The organism is Roseateles sp. UC29_93 (assembly GCF_042695725.1).
GTDB classification, from domain to species: Bacteria; Pseudomonadota; Gammaproteobacteria; order Burkholderiales; family Burkholderiaceae_C; genus Roseateles; species Roseateles noduli_A.
On record NZ_CP170545.1, the window covers coordinates 4,859,081 to 4,876,559 of the forward strand.

Sequence of the window (17,479 nt, forward strand, 5' to 3'; positions counted from 1 at the left end):
CGTCGCACGCAACCAAGCGCTGGTTCTATCGAGCCGCGATCGCCGTCTTCGGGCGAGCATTGCGCAGGAAGAAGGCAACGACGAGCAGAAGCACAGCGCCCTGCGCCGTCAGGCCGATGACAGAAGGATAGACCCCCAGGACTTCCAGGCGGGGAGCGGACAGCGCACTCGGCGCGATCCAGCCAGCCTCTTGCAGCGCAGCCACGCCCTTGCCCGTCAGGACCACAGCGAGGATGGCCACAAGCCATGAACTCACGGAGAAGAATTTGCCGATCGGAAGCCGGGCGCTGTACCGTAGCAGGAGCACCGTGATGAGCGCCAGGCAAAGCACGCCGACGCCCAGACCCGCAAGAATGGCACCGTCGTTCCCCTGGCCCCACAACGCGGCGTAGAACAGGATCGTCTCGAACACCTCGCGGTACACAGCCACGAAAGCCAGACCGAACATGAAGAAGGCAGATCGTCGGTTCAACGCCGCGGACATGCGCTCGCGCAGGTAGGCCTGCCATTGGCCGGCCACGCTCTTCTGATGCATCCAGATGCCAACGCTCAGGAGCACGATGGCCGCGAACAGGCTCGACAGCCCCTCGGTGACCTCACGGTTGGCGCCGCTGATCGACACCGCATACGTCGCGATGGCCCAGGTGACGCCTCCGGCCCCCAAGGCGCCAATCCAGCCCGCATGAACGTACGGCAGCACGTCGGGACGCTTGGCCTGTCGCAGGAAAGCGATCATCGCGACCACGACCAGCAGCGCTTCGATGCCTTCGCGCAGCAGGATGGTCAGGCTTCCGAAGAATGCGGCCGTCGAGTCAGCGCCTGCGGATGCCAGCACTTGATCTGCGGCGTCGAACAGCCCGTCAATCTTGGCGGCCGATGCTTCGATTTCTTGAAGCGGAGCTTCGGATGCGATCAGCGAGCGGTACTGCCCCATCGCCACTTCGATCTGATCCTTTAAGGAGCCTTCACGGGCTGCCAGCGCTTGCTCGTAGGGTTCCACGCCGTCGAGATAGGACGACAGCGCCAGCTCGGCGGCGTCCTTGGGCTTGCCCGCCTTGAACGCGTCAACGCTTTGATGCAACCGCTCGCGCGCCAGCGTGAGGCTGTTCGCGCGCGGCGCCGCAAGGGCCTCGGGGTGCGCGTGGAGATAGGCCATCGTCGCCGCAGCTTGGGCCTCCCCGAGGGCGCCCGCGAGTTCGGATTCAGTCAAACGAACGAAGTGATCGATTCCGCTGACCTCGCTGCGCGCCTTATCGGATTCCTTCCAGATGCGCTGCCCCTGCTCGCGCTGCTTGTCGTCATGGGCGAAAGTGCCCAAGTACATCGCGACCGCCCAACGATCTTCCTCGGAGAGCTGACCAAACGCAGGCATCGCAGTTCCGGCGATCCCCTGGCTGGCCGCCTGGTACAGCGCGAACACGCTGCGCTGGCGAGCCCGGTCGTGGTCAGTGAACGCGATCGGCTTGGGATCGAGCTGCTTAGCCAGAGGGCCGTCGCCGTTGCCTGAAGCGCCATGGCAGGCCGCGCAGTTAGCCGCGTAGACCGAGGCGCCCAGCTTCAGGTCAGGCAGCGCGGTGGGTGCAAGTGGGACCGGGTAGACCGCGATCAGGTGATTCGCCAACGCCTTGGCCAAACCACCGACCTTGGTGGCATCGGATTTGGCAGCAATCTCCGCTTGAAGGGCTTCGCTTTCGCGCAGCAAGGTCGCGCGTTCGGGCTTGTCTTCCAAGGCAGCGATCTTGTCGTGCGCGGTCTTGGCGAACTCCCGCATCTCGTCGTACTCGGACTGCGCAACGATCTTGCCGTCCTGCACCGCACCCGAATAGTCGACAGCCAAGTAGTCGAGGATCTGCCATACGCGGCGCACGTCAGCCTCCGCAGCACTCGCAGCGCCGCTGGCCACCATGCTGAAGAGGATCAAGCCCGCTGTGAGGATCTTGCGCGCCATGCTGAGACCGGCGTGTAGAACGCCGTGAGTGCGACTCATTGTTGTTCCCGAACGAAAAGGCGGCCCGTCGAGCGGGCCTAAGGATTGCGTTAACTACTGCTTAGGCGAGCTAACGATTGGGCAAAAGGATTGGGTCAAGCGCGAAGCGGTTTGAGAAGTCGCAGCCCGTTGAACACCACCAGCAAGCTGGCCCCCATGTCGGCGAACACGGCCATCCACATGGAGGCGCTACCGAACACCGCCAGGACGAAGAAAACGGCCTTGATGCCCAGCGCGAGCGTGATGTTCTGCCAGAGGATCGAGTATGTCCGCTTCGAAAGCCGGATGGTTTCAGCAACCTTGCGGAGGTCGTCGTTCATGATCAAGACGTCGGCGGCTTCCTTCGCGGTGTCCGTGCCCGCAGCGCCCATGGAGAACCCCACCGAGGCGGCAGCCAGCGACGGACTGTCATTGACCCCGTCGCCGACCATGCCTACATCCTGAGCCGCAGCGGTTTGGGTCACCCATGCCTGCTTGTCTTGGGGCAGCAAGTTCGCGCGAACCTCGTCGACGCCGACCTCCTGACCAATCGCCTTGGCCGTCGCCTCGTTGTCCCCGGTCAGCATGACCGTGCGCACGCCTACGGCCTTTAGTTCGGCGATCGCCTGGCGGGTCGTGTCTTTGGTGGTATCTGCAACGGCAAAGATCGCAAGCACTTGGCTGCTGCTGGCAAGCAGGGACAGCGTGCGGCCTTGCGACTCGTGCTTGTGCAGGGCCGCCTCCAGCTCGGCCGAACACTGTCCGCGTTCGTGGATCCAGCGGTGGTTGCCCAGGACGTACTCGACACCGTCGATCGTGCCGTGAACGCCTTTGCCCAGTTCAGCGCCGAAGGCCGTCACCTCAAGGGGCTCGCCGGCCAGACCGTCCACGACAGCCTTGGACACCGGATGATCGGATCGGGCCGCCAAGCTCTTGGCCAAGCGAAGGACCTTGCCCTCGTCGCCGCTGTCAACAACGACCTGGCTCGCCACCAACTTGGGCCGTCCCTCGGTCAGGGTGCCGGTCTTGTCCAGGCCAAGGACGGAGAGTTTGCGGGCATGCTCCAGGTAGGCGCCCCCCTTGATCAGGATGCCGCGGCGCGCAGCAGCTGCGAGGCCGCTCACAACAGTCACCGGCGTGGAGATCACCAGCGCACACGGGCAGGCGATGACAAGCAGCACCAGTGCTTTGTAGACGGCGGTCATCCAGTCCCAGCCAAGCAGAAGCGGCGTACCCAGCGCCACCGCGAGCGCCAATACGAAGATCGCTGGTGTGTAGACGGCGGCGAACTTGTCGACGAACCGCTGCGTCGGAGCGCGTTGGCTCTGGGCCTCTTCGACTGCGTGGATGATTCCAGCAAGCACCGTGTCGCTGGCCGGCTTGGTGACGCGGAACTCCAGTGAGCCGCTCTGGTTGATCGTTCCCGCAAAGACGTCGTCGCCTGGCGCCTTGTCCACCGGCACGCTCTCGCCCGTCACCGGCGATTGGTCCACGGCGCCATGGCCAGCGCTCACGCGGCCGTCCAGTGCAAATCGTTCGCCAGGCTTGACCCGTACGAGCGAGCCGACCTGGACAAGCTTGGCTTGTTGGAGCGTCCAGGACCCATCCGGCTGCTGGACTTCCGCTTGGCTGGGTGAAAGCGACAGCAGCCCTGCGATGGCGTTTCTTGCCCTGTCGACCGAGCGGGCTTCGATCAGCTCGGCCAGCGAGTACAGGGCCATCACCATGGCGGCCTCGGGCCACTGACCAATGAGGAAGGCGCCGATCACGGCCACGCTCATCAGCGCGTTGATGTTGAGTTGCCCGCGCAGCAGCGCGGACAGCCCCTTCTTGAACACAGAGAGGCCGGAGAGCGCAATGGCCGCAGCCGCCGCGCCCATGCCGACTACCTTCCAGACGGTGGTGTCGGGAGCGAAGAAATGGAAGCCTTCCGCGAGGATGGCCACCGCCAGCGCGGCGATCAACCGCGTCAACTCGACGCGTTGGGATTTCGCAGTCAATTCGGCCGACGGTGGCTCGCTGAGCACCTCAGACTTGAAGCCGGTTGCCAGCAGCGCTTGCACCACGGCATCCGTGGCCGAAGCCGGCGCGTCCACCGACAGAGTGCGTGCGGGAAGGTCGAACTGTAGGCGACGGACATCTGGGACCCGCTCAAGCGCGCGTCGAATCTGCGCCTCCTCGGTCGGGCAATCCATCGCTGGCACGCGTAGCAGCAGGCCTGCGAAGGCGGTGCCGCCGTGCGGCGCCGCCTCGCTGGAAACGGCGATCGGCTCCGAGCACGAGGGGTCACGACATGCCGTGGGCCCAGCGGACACCGCGGCCGTCTCGACGTGCGTCTCAGATCCCGACTCGGGCGATTGCGCCGCAGGATCCGTAGCGAAGCCCAAGCCGTTGATGGCCGCGATCACATGAGGCCAGGCGTCTTGAGGAGCGTCGACAGCTAAGCCGCGCTGAGCCAGATCGAACCGCATGCCCCGAACGCCGGCGATCTTTTTCACCGCTGCTCGAATGGAACGTTCCTCGTTGGGGCAGTCCATGGAAGGGATGTGCAGGTCGAGGACGCTGGTGCGTGTGCTGGCTAGCGCCGACGCCTTGGAGACCTCGGACTGGCCACCGCAACCTGACGAGAAACAGCCGCCCGCGCAGGCGGTTGTGCCTGCCGTAGCCTGGGAAGCAGCGATGTCGTTCAGCGATGTGTTGCTCATGGCACTATTGGAAAACCTATACCAACTACAGAGTCAACCCAATGACCCCTAGAATCGAGATGACTTATCCGCTGCCGTGAGCCCCCATGAAGATTGGCGAACTCTCTTCCGCCGCATCGACGCCGATTGAGACGATCCGGTTCTATGAACGGGAAGGTTTACTTCCGGCGCCGGCGCGGACCTCCGGAAACTTTCGGATCTACGAAGCGGGCCACCTGGATCGCCTTCAAATGATTCGGTACTGCCGTAGCCTGGACATGTCTCTCGACGAGGTCCGGGTGTTGCTGCGTTTCCGGGATGAGCCCGCCGCCGCGTGTGGCGACGTGAACGCGTTGTTGGACGAGCACATTGGTCACGTCTCAAAACGCATCGCAGAGCTGCGGCTGCTGGAAGAGCAGCTCCTGGATCTGCGCAGACGATGCGACGACGAGCGGACGGTCCAGCACTGCGGCATCCTTGCCGGGCTGAACGAAGCTGCGCAGGAGGCGTCTCCGACGGTCGGTCCCAAGCGACGCGCCGTTCACGGGCACTGAGCTGAATTGGCCGTCACCCGTTCGCTCCAATCTCATCGCCGGCCTGCTCGGGAAAGATGGTCGCCTGCGCCGAAAGCAAGAGGGGCGTAGCCCTCCTCGAACGCCGCGGTCGATGCACAAGATGACCTGTTGACCAGGCGTTAGCAGCCGAAGTCCGAGGTATTCGGGGAGGCCTCTGCGCGAATGCCGCTGAAATCCGATGACCTGAACCCGTACACCGCTCTCCAGCGTTACGAGTGCCATCAAGCAAGGCTGTCGCTTGGACCACACCAAGCCGTCCAACTTGCCCTTGAACTCTCCTTCCCCCAGTGCGTCAAGCGCGTCGCTGCGATATGTGATCGGTTCCAGACCGGCGTCGAGAGCTGCCGCGTACGAGAGTTCGTTCATTGAGGCGAAGGTGATGAAAGAGGGACAGACGGCCCCGCATGGCCGCGCCAATCGAAGCAACAGGGACATGCTACCGAAAGGAGTCCTGTCGAGTGGCACTCGCTCCTCAGCGAGAGGTGCCCTTTTGTCCGATGGAGCTGGCAGCCAGCGCACGTTCAATCTTGGACTTCACCGCGTCTTGCGGGACATCGATATAGCGCATGGCTGAACTCAAGTCGCGCCACCCCACGTGTTCCATGAGTTCCTTCAAGTCCCACCCGTTGGCGCTCGCCCAGCCTGCGAAGCCGCGGCGCAGCGAATGGCTGGAATAGGTGTCGGCTTCTTGAACCTGCGCATCCTTGAGGATCCGTCGCAACAGCGGGAGCACCGCCTGGCTGGCCATGTGCTCATGAGCAATATTCCCCACCTGTCGATAGCTGGGAAGACAGGCCCGGTGGTTTTGCCGCTGAGTTCGAGCCAGTCCAGGTAGGCGTCGACGGGACATAGCCGCGACAGCGCCGGACAACGGAATGCTCGATCGTCTTCCTCGTCTGAAGTCTTCGTTCGTCCTGGCCTGCACGTTAGCCCTTGACCGCGTACGGCTTGGACTTCCTCGATGCGCATCCGCGCTAGCTCGTCCGACCGGAACGCTCGCCAGAATCCGAGCAGCAGCAGGGATCGATCGCGCGCGCGGCGCAGCGCTTCAGCACGGCGACCACTCTCAACCGCTGCGACTTGCGCTTGCAACAGCCATTCGGATGCCTGCTCCAAGACGTCTAGTTGAAGAGGCCGTGCTTGACGCTGCGGAGCAGCGTGTTTAGCCCGGATTCCTCGGAGCACTTTGAGCACGAGCGGCGATCTGGTCGGATCCGCAAAGCCGTTGTCAGCGTGCCACCGCGCCAACGCAGCGAGATGCAGCCGCAAGGTGCTGATCTTGTAGATGGTGGCGTGTTCCGCCAGGTACCTGGCGACGGTATCGATCGTCGCTGGGAGCAGCCCCTTCCACTCCACTTCGAAGTGGCGAAGCGCCGAGGCGTAGCTGCGTGTCGTGTTCTCACGATCGGCGGCATCGATGTACTGCTGGACGTTGGCGTTCATGAAGAAACAACCGTGTTATCGCCTTGCATTGGCTGCTGCATCATCTGCACAACTTGGCGAAGGTCGTATCGGGCGACGCTGTGCGTCTGGTAGTCGACCGCGTAGAAGACGTGAAAGTCAAAGTTCTGCGCCGGCAGGTCTTCAGTGAGTAGAACGATCCGGGAAACGCCGCCATAAAAGCTACAGCCGAAGGCAAGCCCATGCCCGTGCGTCGCTGGGTTAGGCATGGGCGCCAGCATCATCCAGTGCCGCTGAGCGAAGATTCGCCGCAGCATTGGCAACAGGCCTTCGGTCTCCCTCCACTCCGACATGAGAAGTTCAGGGCTGCCCGTGCGAACGGCCGAGCGAAGGACGTCGAACCGCGGGTGTCGGCAGAATTCCGCGCCTTGTTCCAGGGCGAGGAGATTGAAACCGATCTTGGCGATCAACCGGGCCACGTCTTCCTCCAGTGGAGAGTGGCCCGTGACCCTGATCTGCGGCTGCTGGATGTCAGTCTCTCGCGCCACGGACGACAGGGACTTCTGGAGCGTGGGCAAGTTGCGACGGAGGAGCGTCGCCAACGTCGCCGCCGCACCCACATCGCGCTCCTTGACTTGAAAAACGATGGAGCCGTTCTGGCGCTGAAGAGCCCTCGGAAGGCTGCCTGTGTCGGGCTGCGGTGATTCCATCCAGATCGCGTCCTTGCCTGGCTTGCCTTCAGTCCGCGCGCCGACGTGCTCATAGGCGCCGCCGTTCCAGCGCAGATCCTCAAAGGTGAGCGACTTTTCAGACTCCAGGCGCTTAAGCACGAGCTCGACGCGCTCGCCCAACACCCGGTCCAGGCGCTGCAAGAACGCATCCACCTTGGCGCGATCGCTTCCGTTGCCCTCCAACTCCCGGCCGTGAAGGGTGAGCTGCGGCAGGATCTCTGGCGCCAGACCCGTCCCCAGCGCGATCTCCAGCGCGCGCCCATCCTCGGTCAACAGCTTGGCGGAGGACATCTCAAAGGTTGGCGCGCGCGTCTTGCTTCCCCTTGACCGCCCGTGCGGCTGCAGCGCCAGGCGCCCCAGTCCGATATCACCGCGGCGGAGCACTCGCACCTCAAGGTCTCGCGAGAAGAAGTCGTTGCACGCCTTGCACACCAAATCTTCGAGCACGAGCTCGTCACCCGCGCCCAAGCCGGCCGGGATCGCATGCTCGGCGTTGAACGGCCCATCCTGGCCACAGTAAATGCATCCTTGGTGTAGGAGCGTCATCGTGCCTTAGTGCCTTCGTGAGTGATGCGTTGCCGTGTTGACCTACTGACCGCCTTGCCCCATTGCTGCGATGGCGGCGCGGGCGGCGGCGCGCGCCTCGTCCGCAGTGGGGTGCTCGCCTGTAAGAGGGATGCGGATCACATCGTTGTCATCGCCCAAGCGCGTTCTCAATCCCAATACCAACACCGCCCGAAACTGGTCCGGTTCGACAGCCTCGACATCCACTTCGGCCCAGAAGTCTTCATCCATCCCTGTGGTCTCGTCAGCCTCAGAAATTTCAAGGGCGCCCTGTGCGGGGCACTTGCTGAACGGCATACGCGCGCGTAGAGCGCTTCGCCCACTAACTCATGGGCTTGCGATAGGTCCCGCATGGATTATCCGATTTGAGGCCGAGGTCGGCTGGGAGTCGTCGGGTAGCGCATTAGCTGCGCCTCACCGTCGCGAGAGCGCAAGGCGACCACGCATGCGAGTCGATGGCGAAGCTCGGGGTGGATCACGGACTAGTCCCTCTGAATTATGGCGTTTTCCCATAATTTCTCTTCCCTCTGATCCTGTGCTGTTGCAGTCGCTGCCGCAACAGGATGAGAAGCCCGCTCCATAGTGAGAAGTACCAGTTGTTCCTTGAGGAGCTGAACGCCCTCAGGGCTGAGGCCGGCCTCAGCCAGATGGAGTTGGCGGAGCGCATGCAGATCGGCCAGGACATCGTCAGTCGTTGCGAGTCCGGGCGTCGGCGCGTCGACGTGTTCGAGCTGGGCCTATGGACGCATGCCTGCGGAACCACGCTCGAAGCGTTTGTCAAACGTCTTGACGAGCGAATTCAGCGTCATCAATTTCCCAGCCTCCTGTAGCCGCAGACCGGTTATGGAAAGTGTCGGAGCACGACCCGAAGGCTGTATGCGCGTTGCTCGGAGCAGCAGGAACTGGCCAGCACGCGGCTGAATAGCATTCGCACCTGAAAGAGTACGCCGGCGTAGGGATCGAGCTCGCTGGGCTCAGTGGCGTCGAAGTGCCGCAGGAAGTCCAGCGACGGATAACTGGCCAGCAGCACGCCGGCAGCTGCGCGCCAGTCCGACGTCAAGCCGGTGTCCAAGCTGAACTCCTTCAGCATCTCACGCCCCCACAGAAGGTTGCGGCGCCGCTCGTCCGGAGTAGTCATCCCCAGGCCTCATCGGATCGTCGTGCGGGTCGATGGCCGGGGCGATTCATTCGTCGCTCACGGGACCGGCAAGAAGCAGTTGGCTGAGCTGTGTTCGAGCCGTCCGCGCCGCACGCTTGCCCGGCTTCCCCGCCTTGGGACGCATCCTCAGCGCATCCAGTCGGCGCAAGTCTGCGTCGAGTTCCTTGAGGAAGCGCAAGAAGCCATAGTCCAGCGCTTCCAACCAGTCTCGCAGGCCGATGATGTCCAGGCGAGTTTGACCGCTCTCGACGTAGCTCACCGCGCCTTGGCTACGGCCGATCAGAAGCGCGAGATCAGCCTGGCGCAAGCCGCGGGACTCCCGAAGCTTGCGCAGCTTTTCCAGAAATATCTCGTTGTGTCGGCTGTGCAGAGTTTTGGCCATGTATCGCTCTCAGCCTCGCACCGTATCCGAGCCCGCGCCGTATCAAAAATTTGGATATGGACGGGGGCCGCGAACAATTGTCCGCATGTCAACAATCGCGCCGCCCAACCCTCGTTGTTTGCGGCATCAGACTGATGTTTCTCTCGCTTCCGCAGTACGAGTTTCAGATGCCCGCAGGCCTCAACGTCCCGGGTGGCAAGCACTGGCGGGTCGTCGAGATGACGCTGCACGCCCCCTGGTACTTGTTGACCGTAGAACAGGCCGATACCGGCAACCTAGATTCGGGCGACTAGCCACACCCTGTGCATCGCCTGGGAGACCGATTTGGCCGACGCGATCAAGTCCATCGAGGCCTCCCGCATACGAGGACTCGTCGCCATGATTCCGGCCTGGGCATCGCCGACGGGCCAATGGTCGTCGCGGCAGATCAACGAAGTCTGGCTCGACAGCAGCGAGGCCGGCAAGTTCGTCACCCTCTTGGATGCGGCCGGAAAGAAGCTAGAGGCCGGCATCCTGATCGAGCCGCCGAAGGCTGGCCCCAGCGGAGAACTGCTGCTGCGGTTGAACGGCGGCTCCCGAGCGCTACGGCCAAGATCGGCTGGATCGGGACGGACCAGGCGTCGTTCATCCCATGCGAAATAGGCGACCGCTCTCATGTGGGCCGCGGCACGTGCGCTTCATGCCCGGCGCTAGAACGGGCGCCAGTTCACCAACGTCACCGTCCACTTCTCCGAGATGAACGCGGAGCGTTATTTCGAGATCCGTAAAGGGATCATGTTGAACTTCATGACCGCTCGAGACCAGTACGACGAACTGATCGAACCTGGCCAGGGACATCTGATGTTCAACGGGGAGGCCATCCACTGGGTTATCGATGGCGAGCGGCGCATGTCCATCACGATCAACTGGGCCATCCAGTTCTGGCTCAACGATGGCAGCATCGTCGAGAACCAAGCATTGGGCAGCGGGCCGGGCGCAGCTTGATCGCGGGGCTGCAAGGCATCAAGCCATGGCGTCCAATGCCTCAAGGAGGCGACGCACTTCCGGGCTGCTTACCGTGGACGGTGGTGCTTCTTCCTTGATCTCCGGAGGCATGGGCCAGGCCCACAGCACTTGCACATGCGAGGTCTTTTGCTTCCTGTTCCAGAACTCTTCGTGGCCTCCAATCAGGAGGCCGCGTGATTCGATGCGCAGGAGCCGCGCCGAGAACAGCTCGACGATCGGGACGGCACTGCCTGAGGGCGGCATCAGCAGGCAGACCTGCTGACCGCGTCCGTCGCGGCCTTGATATGCGCTTTCCCGCATCAAAAGATGGCCTGCAAGCGGAACTTCCGCCCGCAGCTCTTCAATAGGGAGCCTGATCCCTTGGCGCCGAAGTCGAAGTGCCCGAACCAACATGACGAATACTGTATTTGCATACAGTATAGTGGCACACCACCTTCAAAGGGCTCGCATGCTGCTGGACCTGAACGACGCGTCGACGATCGTCGAGTGGTGGGCTGTCTACCCGCAACGTCATGGTGCGCTTCTTGCGGACTGGGCCCAGCGACGGCCCGAGCACAGGGGGGCCATCCTGGAAGCTCGACGTCGCATCAATGCCGACCCGGCCAAGCGCGGCCTGCTTGAACAAAGCCGGGCCGAGTTGCGGCGCGACGGCGCGGCAGTCGCTCCCCCAACGCACGATGAACTGGCCGCCGGCGAGGTGGGGCTGGCCGCGGCACCATGAGCCACGCGCATTTGGCGGCGGACTTGGCTGCGAAGGCGGTCGCTGAACTTGAGTTCGAGTTCACCCTGCAGGTGGAACTGGCCGAGCACGACCCCGTGCTGGAGTCGCTGATGCAGCGGCTGGACGACGCTGGATGCTTTGACACGCTGGTCGGAGCCGGCGCGACGTGCTCGGTAGAGCTTCAGTTCATCACGCCAGCGCGCACGGCCCAAGAGGCCTTGAACGGAGCCGCTGCAGCGGTTCAGCGGGCGTTCCAGGGCGCCAAGGTCACACGCATCGTCCCGGCGCCGGACACCCCTTCGACGGGATCGGCATAAGCCATTCAGCTCCCGGGCGGCGGCCCCTTGCGATCATCTTCCTCCTTGGATCGACGCGAGCGGCGACGGATGGCGCGTTGCGTCTACTTGTTTTGCCGGAAATCGTTAGTTCGTCGAGTAGGACGGATTTCAGCGGACTTTTCGCGGGGAACCAGGGTTCCAGACGGTTTTGGCCCCTTCGGATGGGGTCCACGTCGCATTCCTGCGCTCAGGTTGAATAACCAGACATTAACCAATCGCAGATTTTGGCTACTCTAGGAGCTTGCGGAGAAATTTCGTATTACGTACCATTGCAATTACGTAACACATACGAAATTGGTGGCAGACATGGCACGACCCGGTGTGAGCAAGGCGGACGTACAGCGAGCCAGGCTCGGGCTGGTGAAGGCGGGAAAACACCCTTCGATTGACGCGATTCGTATCGAACTGGGCAACACCGGCTCGAAGGCGACGATCTATCGCCATCTCAAGGAAATTGAGGCGGACGAAGGTGGCCTCAGCACCCCTAACGCTTCGATCAGCGAAGAGCTACAAGCCTTCGTCGCCAATTTGGCCTCGCGGCTTGAATACGAGAGCAGGGCGCGGATTGACACGCTGCAGGCGGGTCACGCGGCGCAGATCAAGCGCGCGGCCGAGGCGTTAGAGCGATCACAGGCGGATGCTCGCGTAGCGCGCCTCGATGCTGAGCGCTTAGCCGCGGAGCTCGCCGGGGAGCGGACTCGGCGTCATGAAGTCGAGGCCGACATGACCGCAGCGAAGCTGGCGCTTGGCCAGCAAACCGCCCATCTCAGTGCCCAACTCGATGGGGTCCAGGAGCAGTTGAAGGCCGCTCAAGCGCACGCGGTGTCGCTCAAGAAAAGCACAACCATTCCCGGGAGGCGCTGGAGCATTTCCGCCACGCGTCGCGCGAGCAGCGCGACCGAGAGGCGCGCCAGCACGAGCAGCAGATCCAGTATCTGCAGGGGGAACTACGCGGCGCGTCCGACGCGCTGGGCGCAAAGCACGGGGAACTGCGTAGCGCCCTGCAAGAGAAGGCGGACGCCTTGGCTCAGCTGACAGGCGCGCGTGCCGAGAAGCGCCAACTTGATGAACTCTTGCGCGAGCTCCGCCCCGCCGCTCAGCGACTGGCCACGCAGACGCAGATCGTCGAAGATCTGCGGGCGCAGGCGTCTCAGGCGAGCAACCAGTACGAGGCGCTGCACGAGCGAGCAACTGCGCTGGGTGAGCGCAACCTTGAGCTGGAGCGCCAGCTCGCCGCGCTCAGCGCCTCTGCTCACGCACAAGATCAGCTCATGAAGGACGTGCTGGCGCGCATCGGCTCCGCCGGCAACCCGCCGATGCTGGCCCAGACCCCGTCCTGACCGTTCGTCCTTCATCGCGATGACCGCCATGCGCCAACTGTTAGACCGACTTGCCCGCGCCTTGGGCTACCACACACTGCAGGATCTGCGCGCCGCCGAACGCCGAGCGCGCGATGCCGTACTGCCGCCCGCCCAACAGGCCGATCATCCCCACGGAGATGACCACTCCGATACTGCGACCGACGAGGCCAACGAGTCTGCGGGGCCCGTCGGACACCTGAAGTACTTCGTGTCGTACACCTTCTCGGCGGGTCGCGGCACGGGCTTCGGCGCATGCGAGGTCTCGCTAAGCCATCCTGTGCGTTCGCACACAGACACGCAGGCTATCGGTCAAGCGCTGGCCCGAAAATTCGCGAAGGATTCAGGTCCCAAGGCCACGGTCGTGATCCTCAACTGGCGACGATTCGAGGACCCGGAGCCGCCTGGCGGCGGTCGTGAAGGGGTCCCGATGGAGGAGGCGCCTGTAATCCTGAGGCTGGTCGCCTGAGCGGGCTTTCGACGATAGCTCTTCGATAAAGCAACCCTGCGTTGATCAGAGAACTGCATCGCTCCATGGTCGAGCAGCCGAGCGCCTATATCTACGGTGCCGATCTGGCGCATAGGCAAATGCCCATTGGCCGATCGGGTTGGAACGCCTGCTGGCGCGGTTCTTGGCATTCGTCCCAGTCCGGCTCAGTCGAAGTCGTTCCAGGCGCCGGATCCGGCGCCTTCCCAGCTTTTTCGGGGACCGGTCGCACTTGCCGGCATCAATACGCCACTGCGCTGGGAACATGTGTTGTGTGAGCGCAGCTTGCACAGTCCGGTCCATCGACATTACTCCCGCTTTGTTGCAAGATGTATCCATAACGATTCATCAGGGAGGAACGATGGCATACAACGTGGATTTTCTTCCAGTCGGCGACAGTTATGGCGATGCAATCGTCGTGCGGTATGGGAATGAGGAAACTGGTTATCTAGTGCACGTCGTTGACGGCGGACGGATTGATACCGCGCAGACGATCATCGGGCACCTGGAAAAATACTATCCCGGCTACTACATCAATCATATGGTTTTGTCTCACGCCGACAATGACCACGCGTGCGGCCTAGTGGGGGTTCTAAAAAAATTTCGCGTCGCCAACCTTTGGATGAATCGACCATGGTTGTACGCGAATCAGGTATTACACCACTTTCATGGTAATTTCACCCTGCAAGGGTTGATCGACGACATCAAAGGTCGCCATCCGTATTTGGTTGAGATCGAAGAACTCGCCACAGCCCAGGGAACCGTTATCCACGAAGTCTTTCAAGGTGCGCGTATCGGCGAGTTTTCAGTACTGGCGCCTACGCGCCAACGGTACATCGACTCGATCCCTGATTTGGATAAATCCCCGACATCCTATCGCGCGGAAGACGCGGCGGCGCCAATTGGCCTATTAAAGTCGCTCGTGGAAGCTGCGAGAAAATGGCTCGATGAAGATTGGGGCGTCGAACTCTCTCCGAGAACGTCAGCACCTCAGCATCGAACGAAAGCTGCGTCGTTCAATATGCGCTGCTGGACGGCAAGGGCATCCTCTTGACCGCCGACGTTGGGCCTGTCGGACTTTCCGAGGCTGCGGCGTACGCCGCCGCTCTGGGCCTGCCGCAACCGAGCTTCGTGCAGATGCCTCACCATGGTAGCCGGCACAATGTCACTCCCTCAGTGCTGGATGCATGGCTTGGGCCTCGTGTGCCAAAGGGCACCGTCGTCGGCACTGCCTTCTGCTCCATCGGCGCCAACAAGCCTGACTATCCGAGAGGCCAAGTGAAGAATGCCTTTATCCGTCGTGGCTTCAAAGTCTTTTCTACCCGCACTCGGTGGCTCTCTCATTACCATGGCCAAGGTCACGACGGCGCGGTTCCAGCAGTTGCGGAGGATTTCTCCTCGAAAGTCGAGGGGCTGTGATGGAATTCCTCAAGATCTTTGACGCATATTCGATTCGCGCTCGATTGTTCCCTGCCATCATCGCTTCCGCGCCCGCTATGGCTGCACTCGCGTTATTGATCTCATGGAAGTCGTTCGGACTCTCCAATGCGGTTGCCACTATCGGCACCCTTGTCTTGCTGTTTGCCATTGCCGATTTTGCGAGAACTCGTGGACGCGCCATAGAGAAGAAGCTGTACGCGAAAAACGGTGGAATGCCGTCCATCACTTTGCTCCGATATTCGGACAAAACCATCGATGCCGGGTCGAAGGCGCGCTACCGTCAATTCCTTGCCCATCAATTGAATGCGCCGCTGCCGACGCCCGAAGAAGAAGCCGCAAATCCCGCTGCTGGTGACGCCTTCTACGAGCAGAGCGGCGTTTGGATTCGACATAACACCCGAGACGCCAAAAAGTTCTCGCTCTTGTTTAGTGAAAACGTCGCATACGGATTCCGCCGAAATTTGCTCGGTGTGAAGTGGGTAGGCCTGGCCTTGAATCTTCTGGTCGTGGCGGGTTGCATCTTGCTTCTATGGCGTGATTCCTGGGCCTTTGAAACCAGCTACGGCCAGCGCCTATCGGTCGTGTTGATCGTGGCGTGTTTCCATGCGATGTACATGCTCGGCGCTGTCCGGGAGCCCGCAGTGTGGGATGGCGCGGTGGCGTACGGGCGGCAGTTGATCCTGTCCTGTGAAGAACTCATGTCCGGCAAGAAGCCGCCAGTCACAAAGCGGTCCCCCGCTCGGAAGCGGCCGGCGAAAAGCGCAGATGCGAACCTTACCAAGACGGAGTGATCTTCCCCGCCGCGGCCGGTGCAACGAAGGAATGGCCAGTGACTAATCCGTCGATGGGTCGGGCGCTGTTGTGGGCGACCGCGCTCACCGACTGCCGGGACTGTTTGGATCTGGCAGACCGGCTCAGTCGACTTCCTTCGAGCCCTGGATTGCTGGCGGTTGAGGCGTGCAGCGCAAGCCGGCATCTGGTCCGATTGGCGATCGTGTATTTCGGCCAGCTGTACACGCCGGGATACGAGGACGGATCCGCGGTAGCTTCGAACCGGCACATGACGGCCGAGCTTGACCAGTTGGAGGCCGAAGCGTTTCCCCACCACGTCGACCTGGCCAGGTTCCATGCTCTGAAGGCCGTTCTCCTGGATCTGCGTCACGGCACGATCGCTCACGCCGACGGCAGGGCGTTCAGGGTGGAGCACGACTGGAATTCGGCTCGGGCAACAACCCCCATCCTGGACGCCACATTGCAGGCAGAGTTCCGAGGCTGCTGCGCCAAGCTGATCCTGGCCTTGTTGCGCCGGGCAGCGCGGATTGCCGAAGCACCTTGAGGTGCGCAGCCCATCAAGCTGCGCGGCAGGCGGTGGGGGCACTGAGGGTAGGCCACGGGCACCGATTTTGGGAAAACAGCCCTGCGCGCTGGTTCTTGGCCTCCCTAGCATTTTGGGCATGAGCAAGCCGAACCGCGCCTCGCGTACGCCGACCGCCCAACCCTCCGAGTTCAAGCCACCTGAGGGAGAGCACGCCTACCTCTGGTATTTCCGAAATGACCGCGCCATCAACCGCCTGCTGGCGATGACGATCAACAAGGCGGACAAGCTGCCTTGGACGAGGCTTGCCACCGTGCTCGCGGTGTCGCTTGGCATCCAGCCGGGTGTTGAGCTCGTCGACCGAGCCGCGCGGCGCTTCACCAGTCATCCGCTGCAGGTCGCTGCAAATGACGGATCTCCGAATGCACTGCAGAGAGCCACAGCCTGTGCTCGCCCACGATCCGGCTTGACCGCTTCGCCGCCGCGCGGGAGGCAGACCGCGCAGTTTGCCAAGGCCGGGAATGGCGAACAATGTCGGCGCCATGAGGCGGGACCGGTTCCCTCGACAAAGAACACAAGCACCGAAGACTTGCAGGCGGAGGGGGGACTTAGGTCGTGGCACCTGGGCCCAGGGCCACTTGGTCGTTGGCGTCGCGCCGGCGAGTTCCACAACCCCGCCTGCTTTTCGCGCAGAAACTGGGTTAAGGCCAGACGAAGACGGCGTCCCTTCAATGACGACGGTCTCGTGGTTGGCCAGCCGTTACGGCGAGTGGGTCGGCTTGAGAGGCTGCTTGTCCAGCCGCGCACCTGTGACAGCGGAAGGGCGGCCTGCCTTCAAGCCGAGTGCCGCGAGGGATCAATACATCGCGGCCTACGGCCCAAGAAATCCGAACCCAGGGTTGGCTCCCGAGCAACCACATCCGAAGTGTTCAAATCGAAGAATATGTTTCAGATCAGACACTTAGGGCAGCTTCTGCGGATTTTTCAGGAATCACGGCCAACCCTCAACTTCCATCAGGACCTCGCCCAATGGGCCGCGGTGCGAAGCGCGCTCGGCAACCTGCCCATCCTGTTCTGGCAGACGCCGATGGGCGTGCCCTCGTCGACGCCGGGTGGCACGCCGGGGCACTACCGGGACAACCACGTCCAGTACATGCTGACCCATGCGAGCGAGTACACGGCGAGCGGCGTGTTCGCGATCGTGTTCAGCGGCGGCGGCAGCGGCTCGGTCAACATCACGACCGATGGCGGCCAGTTCGCCCGACTGTTCAAGGCCTACCTGGCCAATCCCGCACCGCTGCCACGCTGAGGCCCCTCGCCTCACGCCGCCGCTGGCCCTCGGCAAGTCTGTGG

Annotated in this window: 22 protein-coding genes; 14 read left to right on the forward strand and 8 right to left on the reverse strand. The window is 62.5% G+C overall.

Annotated features, from left to right (window positions below; genetic code table 11):
- Positions 1 to 25: 25 nt before the first annotated feature.
- Both ACFJIX_RS22685 and ACFJIX_RS22690 read right to left on the reverse strand, forming a co-directional pair.
- Positions 26 to 1,948 carry an FTR1 family protein gene (locus ACFJIX_RS22685; protein WP_377154954.1) on the reverse strand — a complete coding sequence of 641 codons (1,923 nt, stop codon included), beginning with the start codon at positions 1,946 to 1,948 and terminating at the stop codon, positions 26 to 28.
- A 134-nt stretch (positions 1,949 to 2,082) separates the two neighbouring features.
- The gene (locus ACFJIX_RS22690; RefSeq protein WP_377154955.1) at positions 2,083 to 4,671 is read right to left on the reverse strand and encodes a heavy metal translocating P-type ATPase; all 2,589 of its coding nucleotides are present in this window, start codon (positions 4,669 to 4,671) and stop codon (positions 2,083 to 2,085) included.
- An 86-nt stretch (positions 4,672 to 4,757) separates the two neighbouring features.
- Here ACFJIX_RS22690 and cadR point away from each other — a divergent pair, with 86 nt between their 5' ends.
- Positions 4,758 to 5,204, forward strand: a complete 447-nt coding sequence (gene cadR / locus ACFJIX_RS22695) for a Cd(II)/Pb(II)-responsive transcriptional regulator (RefSeq protein ID WP_377154956.1) — start codon at positions 4,758 to 4,760, stop codon at positions 5,202 to 5,204.
- A 493-nt stretch (positions 5,205 to 5,697) separates the two neighbouring features.
- Here the strand turns inward: cadR and ACFJIX_RS22700 are convergent, their stop codons facing one another.
- From ACFJIX_RS22700 to ACFJIX_RS22710, 3 genes are all read right to left on the reverse strand, one after another.
- Positions 5,698 to 6,150, reverse strand: coding sequence for a tyrosine-type recombinase/integrase (locus ACFJIX_RS22700; RefSeq protein ID WP_377154957.1), 453 nt, complete (start codon positions 6,148 to 6,150; stop codon positions 5,698 to 5,700).
- Positions 6,151 to 6,664: 514 nt separating this feature from the next.
- Positions 6,665 to 7,903, reverse strand: a complete 1,239-nt coding sequence (locus ACFJIX_RS22705) for a hypothetical protein (RefSeq protein WP_377154958.1) — start codon at positions 7,901 to 7,903, stop codon at positions 6,665 to 6,667.
- A 42-nt stretch (positions 7,904 to 7,945) separates the two neighbouring features.
- Complete coding sequence (locus tag ACFJIX_RS22710; RefSeq protein ID WP_377154959.1) at positions 7,946 to 8,152, reverse strand: hypothetical protein; 207 nt, start codon at positions 8,150 to 8,152, stop codon at positions 7,946 to 7,948.
- A gap of 365 nt (positions 8,153 to 8,517) precedes the next feature.
- Between ACFJIX_RS22710 and ACFJIX_RS22715 the strand changes: the two genes are divergently transcribed.
- Positions 8,518 to 8,751 carry a helix-turn-helix domain-containing protein gene (locus ACFJIX_RS22715; RefSeq protein ID WP_377154960.1) on the forward strand — a complete coding sequence of 78 codons (234 nt, stop codon included), beginning with the start codon at positions 8,518 to 8,520 and terminating at the stop codon, positions 8,749 to 8,751.
- An 11-nt stretch (positions 8,752 to 8,762) separates the two neighbouring features.
- Here ACFJIX_RS22715 and ACFJIX_RS22720 read toward each other — a convergent pair whose 3' ends face one another.
- Positions 8,763 to 9,059, reverse strand: coding sequence for a BPSL0761 family protein (locus tag ACFJIX_RS22720; RefSeq protein ID WP_377154961.1), 297 nt, complete (start codon positions 9,057 to 9,059; stop codon positions 8,763 to 8,765).
- 46 nt (positions 9,060 to 9,105) lie between these two features.
- Positions 9,106 to 9,462, reverse strand: a complete 357-nt coding sequence (locus tag ACFJIX_RS22725) for a helix-turn-helix domain-containing protein (RefSeq protein ID WP_088404272.1) — start codon at positions 9,460 to 9,462, stop codon at positions 9,106 to 9,108.
- A 324-nt stretch (positions 9,463 to 9,786) separates the two neighbouring features.
- On the opposite strand from ACFJIX_RS22725, the gene ACFJIX_RS22730 reads away from it, so the two are divergent.
- Both ACFJIX_RS22730 and ACFJIX_RS22735 read left to right on the forward strand, forming a co-directional pair.
- On the forward strand, positions 9,787 to 10,104 hold the full coding sequence (locus ACFJIX_RS22730; protein WP_377154962.1) for a hypothetical protein: 318 nt from the start codon (positions 9,787 to 9,789) through the stop codon (positions 10,102 to 10,104).
- 93 nt (positions 10,105 to 10,197) lie between these two features.
- Complete coding sequence (locus tag ACFJIX_RS22735; protein ID WP_377154963.1) at positions 10,198 to 10,446, forward strand: hypothetical protein; 249 nt, start codon at positions 10,198 to 10,200, stop codon at positions 10,444 to 10,446.
- A gap of 18 nt (positions 10,447 to 10,464) precedes the next feature.
- On the opposite strand, the gene ACFJIX_RS22740 is transcribed toward ACFJIX_RS22735, so the two are convergent.
- Entirely contained in the window at positions 10,465 to 10,860 is a 396-nt protein-coding gene (locus ACFJIX_RS22740; protein ID WP_377154964.1) for a hypothetical protein, read from the reverse strand.
- Positions 10,861 to 10,915: 55 nt separating this feature from the next.
- Between ACFJIX_RS22740 and ACFJIX_RS22745 the strand changes: the two genes are divergently transcribed.
- From ACFJIX_RS22745 to ACFJIX_RS22790, 10 genes are all read left to right on the forward strand, one after another.
- Positions 10,916 to 11,188: a hypothetical protein gene (locus ACFJIX_RS22745; protein WP_377154965.1), complete on the forward strand. Its 273-nt coding sequence runs from the start codon at positions 10,916 to 10,918 to the stop codon at positions 11,186 to 11,188.
- Positions 11,185 to 11,505 (forward strand): hypothetical protein, encoded by a 321-nt coding sequence (locus tag ACFJIX_RS22750; RefSeq protein WP_377154966.1) that lies wholly within the window; start codon positions 11,185 to 11,187, stop codon positions 11,503 to 11,505. The genes ACFJIX_RS22745 and ACFJIX_RS22750 overlap by 4 nt, the downstream gene beginning before the upstream one ends.
- 342 nt (positions 11,506 to 11,847) lie before the next feature.
- Entirely contained in the window at positions 11,848 to 12,561 is a 714-nt protein-coding gene (locus ACFJIX_RS22755; protein WP_377154967.1) for a DNA-binding protein, read from the forward strand.
- Positions 12,549 to 12,866 (forward strand): hypothetical protein, encoded by a 318-nt coding sequence (locus ACFJIX_RS22760; protein ID WP_377154968.1) that lies wholly within the window; start codon positions 12,549 to 12,551, stop codon positions 12,864 to 12,866. The genes ACFJIX_RS22755 and ACFJIX_RS22760 overlap by 13 nt, the downstream gene beginning before the upstream one ends.
- A gap of 19 nt (positions 12,867 to 12,885) precedes the next feature.
- On the forward strand, positions 12,886 to 13,353 hold the full coding sequence (locus ACFJIX_RS22765; protein ID WP_377154969.1) for a hypothetical protein: 468 nt from the start codon (positions 12,886 to 12,888) through the stop codon (positions 13,351 to 13,353).
- A 379-nt stretch (positions 13,354 to 13,732) separates the two neighbouring features.
- Positions 13,733 to 14,425 (forward strand): hypothetical protein, encoded by a 693-nt coding sequence (locus ACFJIX_RS22770; protein ID WP_377154970.1) that lies wholly within the window; start codon positions 13,733 to 13,735, stop codon positions 14,423 to 14,425.
- A complete protein-coding gene (locus ACFJIX_RS22775) occupies positions 14,422 to 14,790 on the forward strand; it encodes a hypothetical protein (RefSeq protein ID WP_377154971.1) in 369 nt (122 codons plus the stop codon). Before ACFJIX_RS22770 ends, ACFJIX_RS22775 begins: the two co-directional genes overlap by 4 nt.
- Positions 14,790 to 15,602, forward strand: coding sequence for a hypothetical protein (locus ACFJIX_RS22780; RefSeq protein ID WP_377154972.1), 813 nt, complete (start codon positions 14,790 to 14,792; stop codon positions 15,600 to 15,602). Before ACFJIX_RS22775 ends, ACFJIX_RS22780 begins: the two co-directional genes overlap by 1 nt.
- A complete protein-coding gene (locus ACFJIX_RS22785) occupies positions 15,599 to 16,147 on the forward strand; it encodes a hypothetical protein (RefSeq protein WP_377154973.1) in 549 nt (182 codons plus the stop codon). The genes ACFJIX_RS22780 and ACFJIX_RS22785 overlap by 4 nt, the downstream gene beginning before the upstream one ends.
- Before the next feature lie 1,018 nt (positions 16,148 to 17,165).
- Positions 17,166 to 17,435 carry a hypothetical protein gene (locus ACFJIX_RS22790; protein ID WP_377154974.1) on the forward strand — a complete coding sequence of 90 codons (270 nt, stop codon included), beginning with the start codon at positions 17,166 to 17,168 and terminating at the stop codon, positions 17,433 to 17,435.
- The last annotated feature ends 44 nt before the right edge of the window (positions 17,436 to 17,479 follow it).

Coding starts and splice junctions, on each gene's coding strand:
- ACFJIX_RS22685 (WP_377154954.1), bottom strand. CDS start 1,948: ATGGCGCGCAAGATCCTCACAGCGGGCTTGATCCTCTTCAGCATGGTG.
- ACFJIX_RS22690 (WP_377154955.1), bottom strand. CDS start 4,671: ATGAGCAACACATCGCTGAACGACATCGCTGCTTCCCAGGCTACGGCA.
- cadR (WP_377154956.1), top strand. CDS start 4,758: ATGAAGATTGGCGAACTCTCTTCCGCCGCATCGACGCCGATTGAGACG.
- ACFJIX_RS22705 (WP_377154958.1), bottom strand. CDS start 7,903: ATGACGCTCCTACACCAAGGATGCATTTACTGTGGCCAGGATGGGCCG.
- ACFJIX_RS22710 (WP_377154959.1), bottom strand. CDS start 8,152: ATGGATGAAGACTTCTGGGCCGAAGTGGATGTCGAGGCTGTCGAACCG.
- ACFJIX_RS22720 (WP_377154961.1), bottom strand. CDS start 9,059: ATGACTACTCCGGACGAGCGGCGCCGCAACCTTCTGTGGGGGCGTGAG.
- ACFJIX_RS22725 (WP_088404272.1), bottom strand. CDS start 9,462: ATGGCCAAAACTCTGCACAGCCGACACAACGAGATATTTCTGGAAAAG.
- ACFJIX_RS22735 (WP_377154963.1), top strand. CDS start 10,198: ATGAACGCGGAGCGTTATTTCGAGATCCGTAAAGGGATCATGTTGAAC.
- ACFJIX_RS22740 (WP_377154964.1), bottom strand. CDS start 10,860: ATGTTGGTTCGGGCACTTCGACTTCGGCGCCAAGGGATCAGGCTCCCT.
- ACFJIX_RS22745 (WP_377154965.1), top strand. CDS start 10,916: ATGCTGCTGGACCTGAACGACGCGTCGACGATCGTCGAGTGGTGGGCT.
- ACFJIX_RS22750 (WP_377154966.1), top strand. CDS start 11,185: ATGAGCCACGCGCATTTGGCGGCGGACTTGGCTGCGAAGGCGGTCGCT.
- ACFJIX_RS22765 (WP_377154969.1), top strand. CDS start 12,886: ATGACCGCCATGCGCCAACTGTTAGACCGACTTGCCCGCGCCTTGGGC.
- ACFJIX_RS22770 (WP_377154970.1), top strand. CDS start 13,733: ATGGCATACAACGTGGATTTTCTTCCAGTCGGCGACAGTTATGGCGAT.
- ACFJIX_RS22780 (WP_377154972.1), top strand. CDS start 14,790: ATGGAATTCCTCAAGATCTTTGACGCATATTCGATTCGCGCTCGATTG.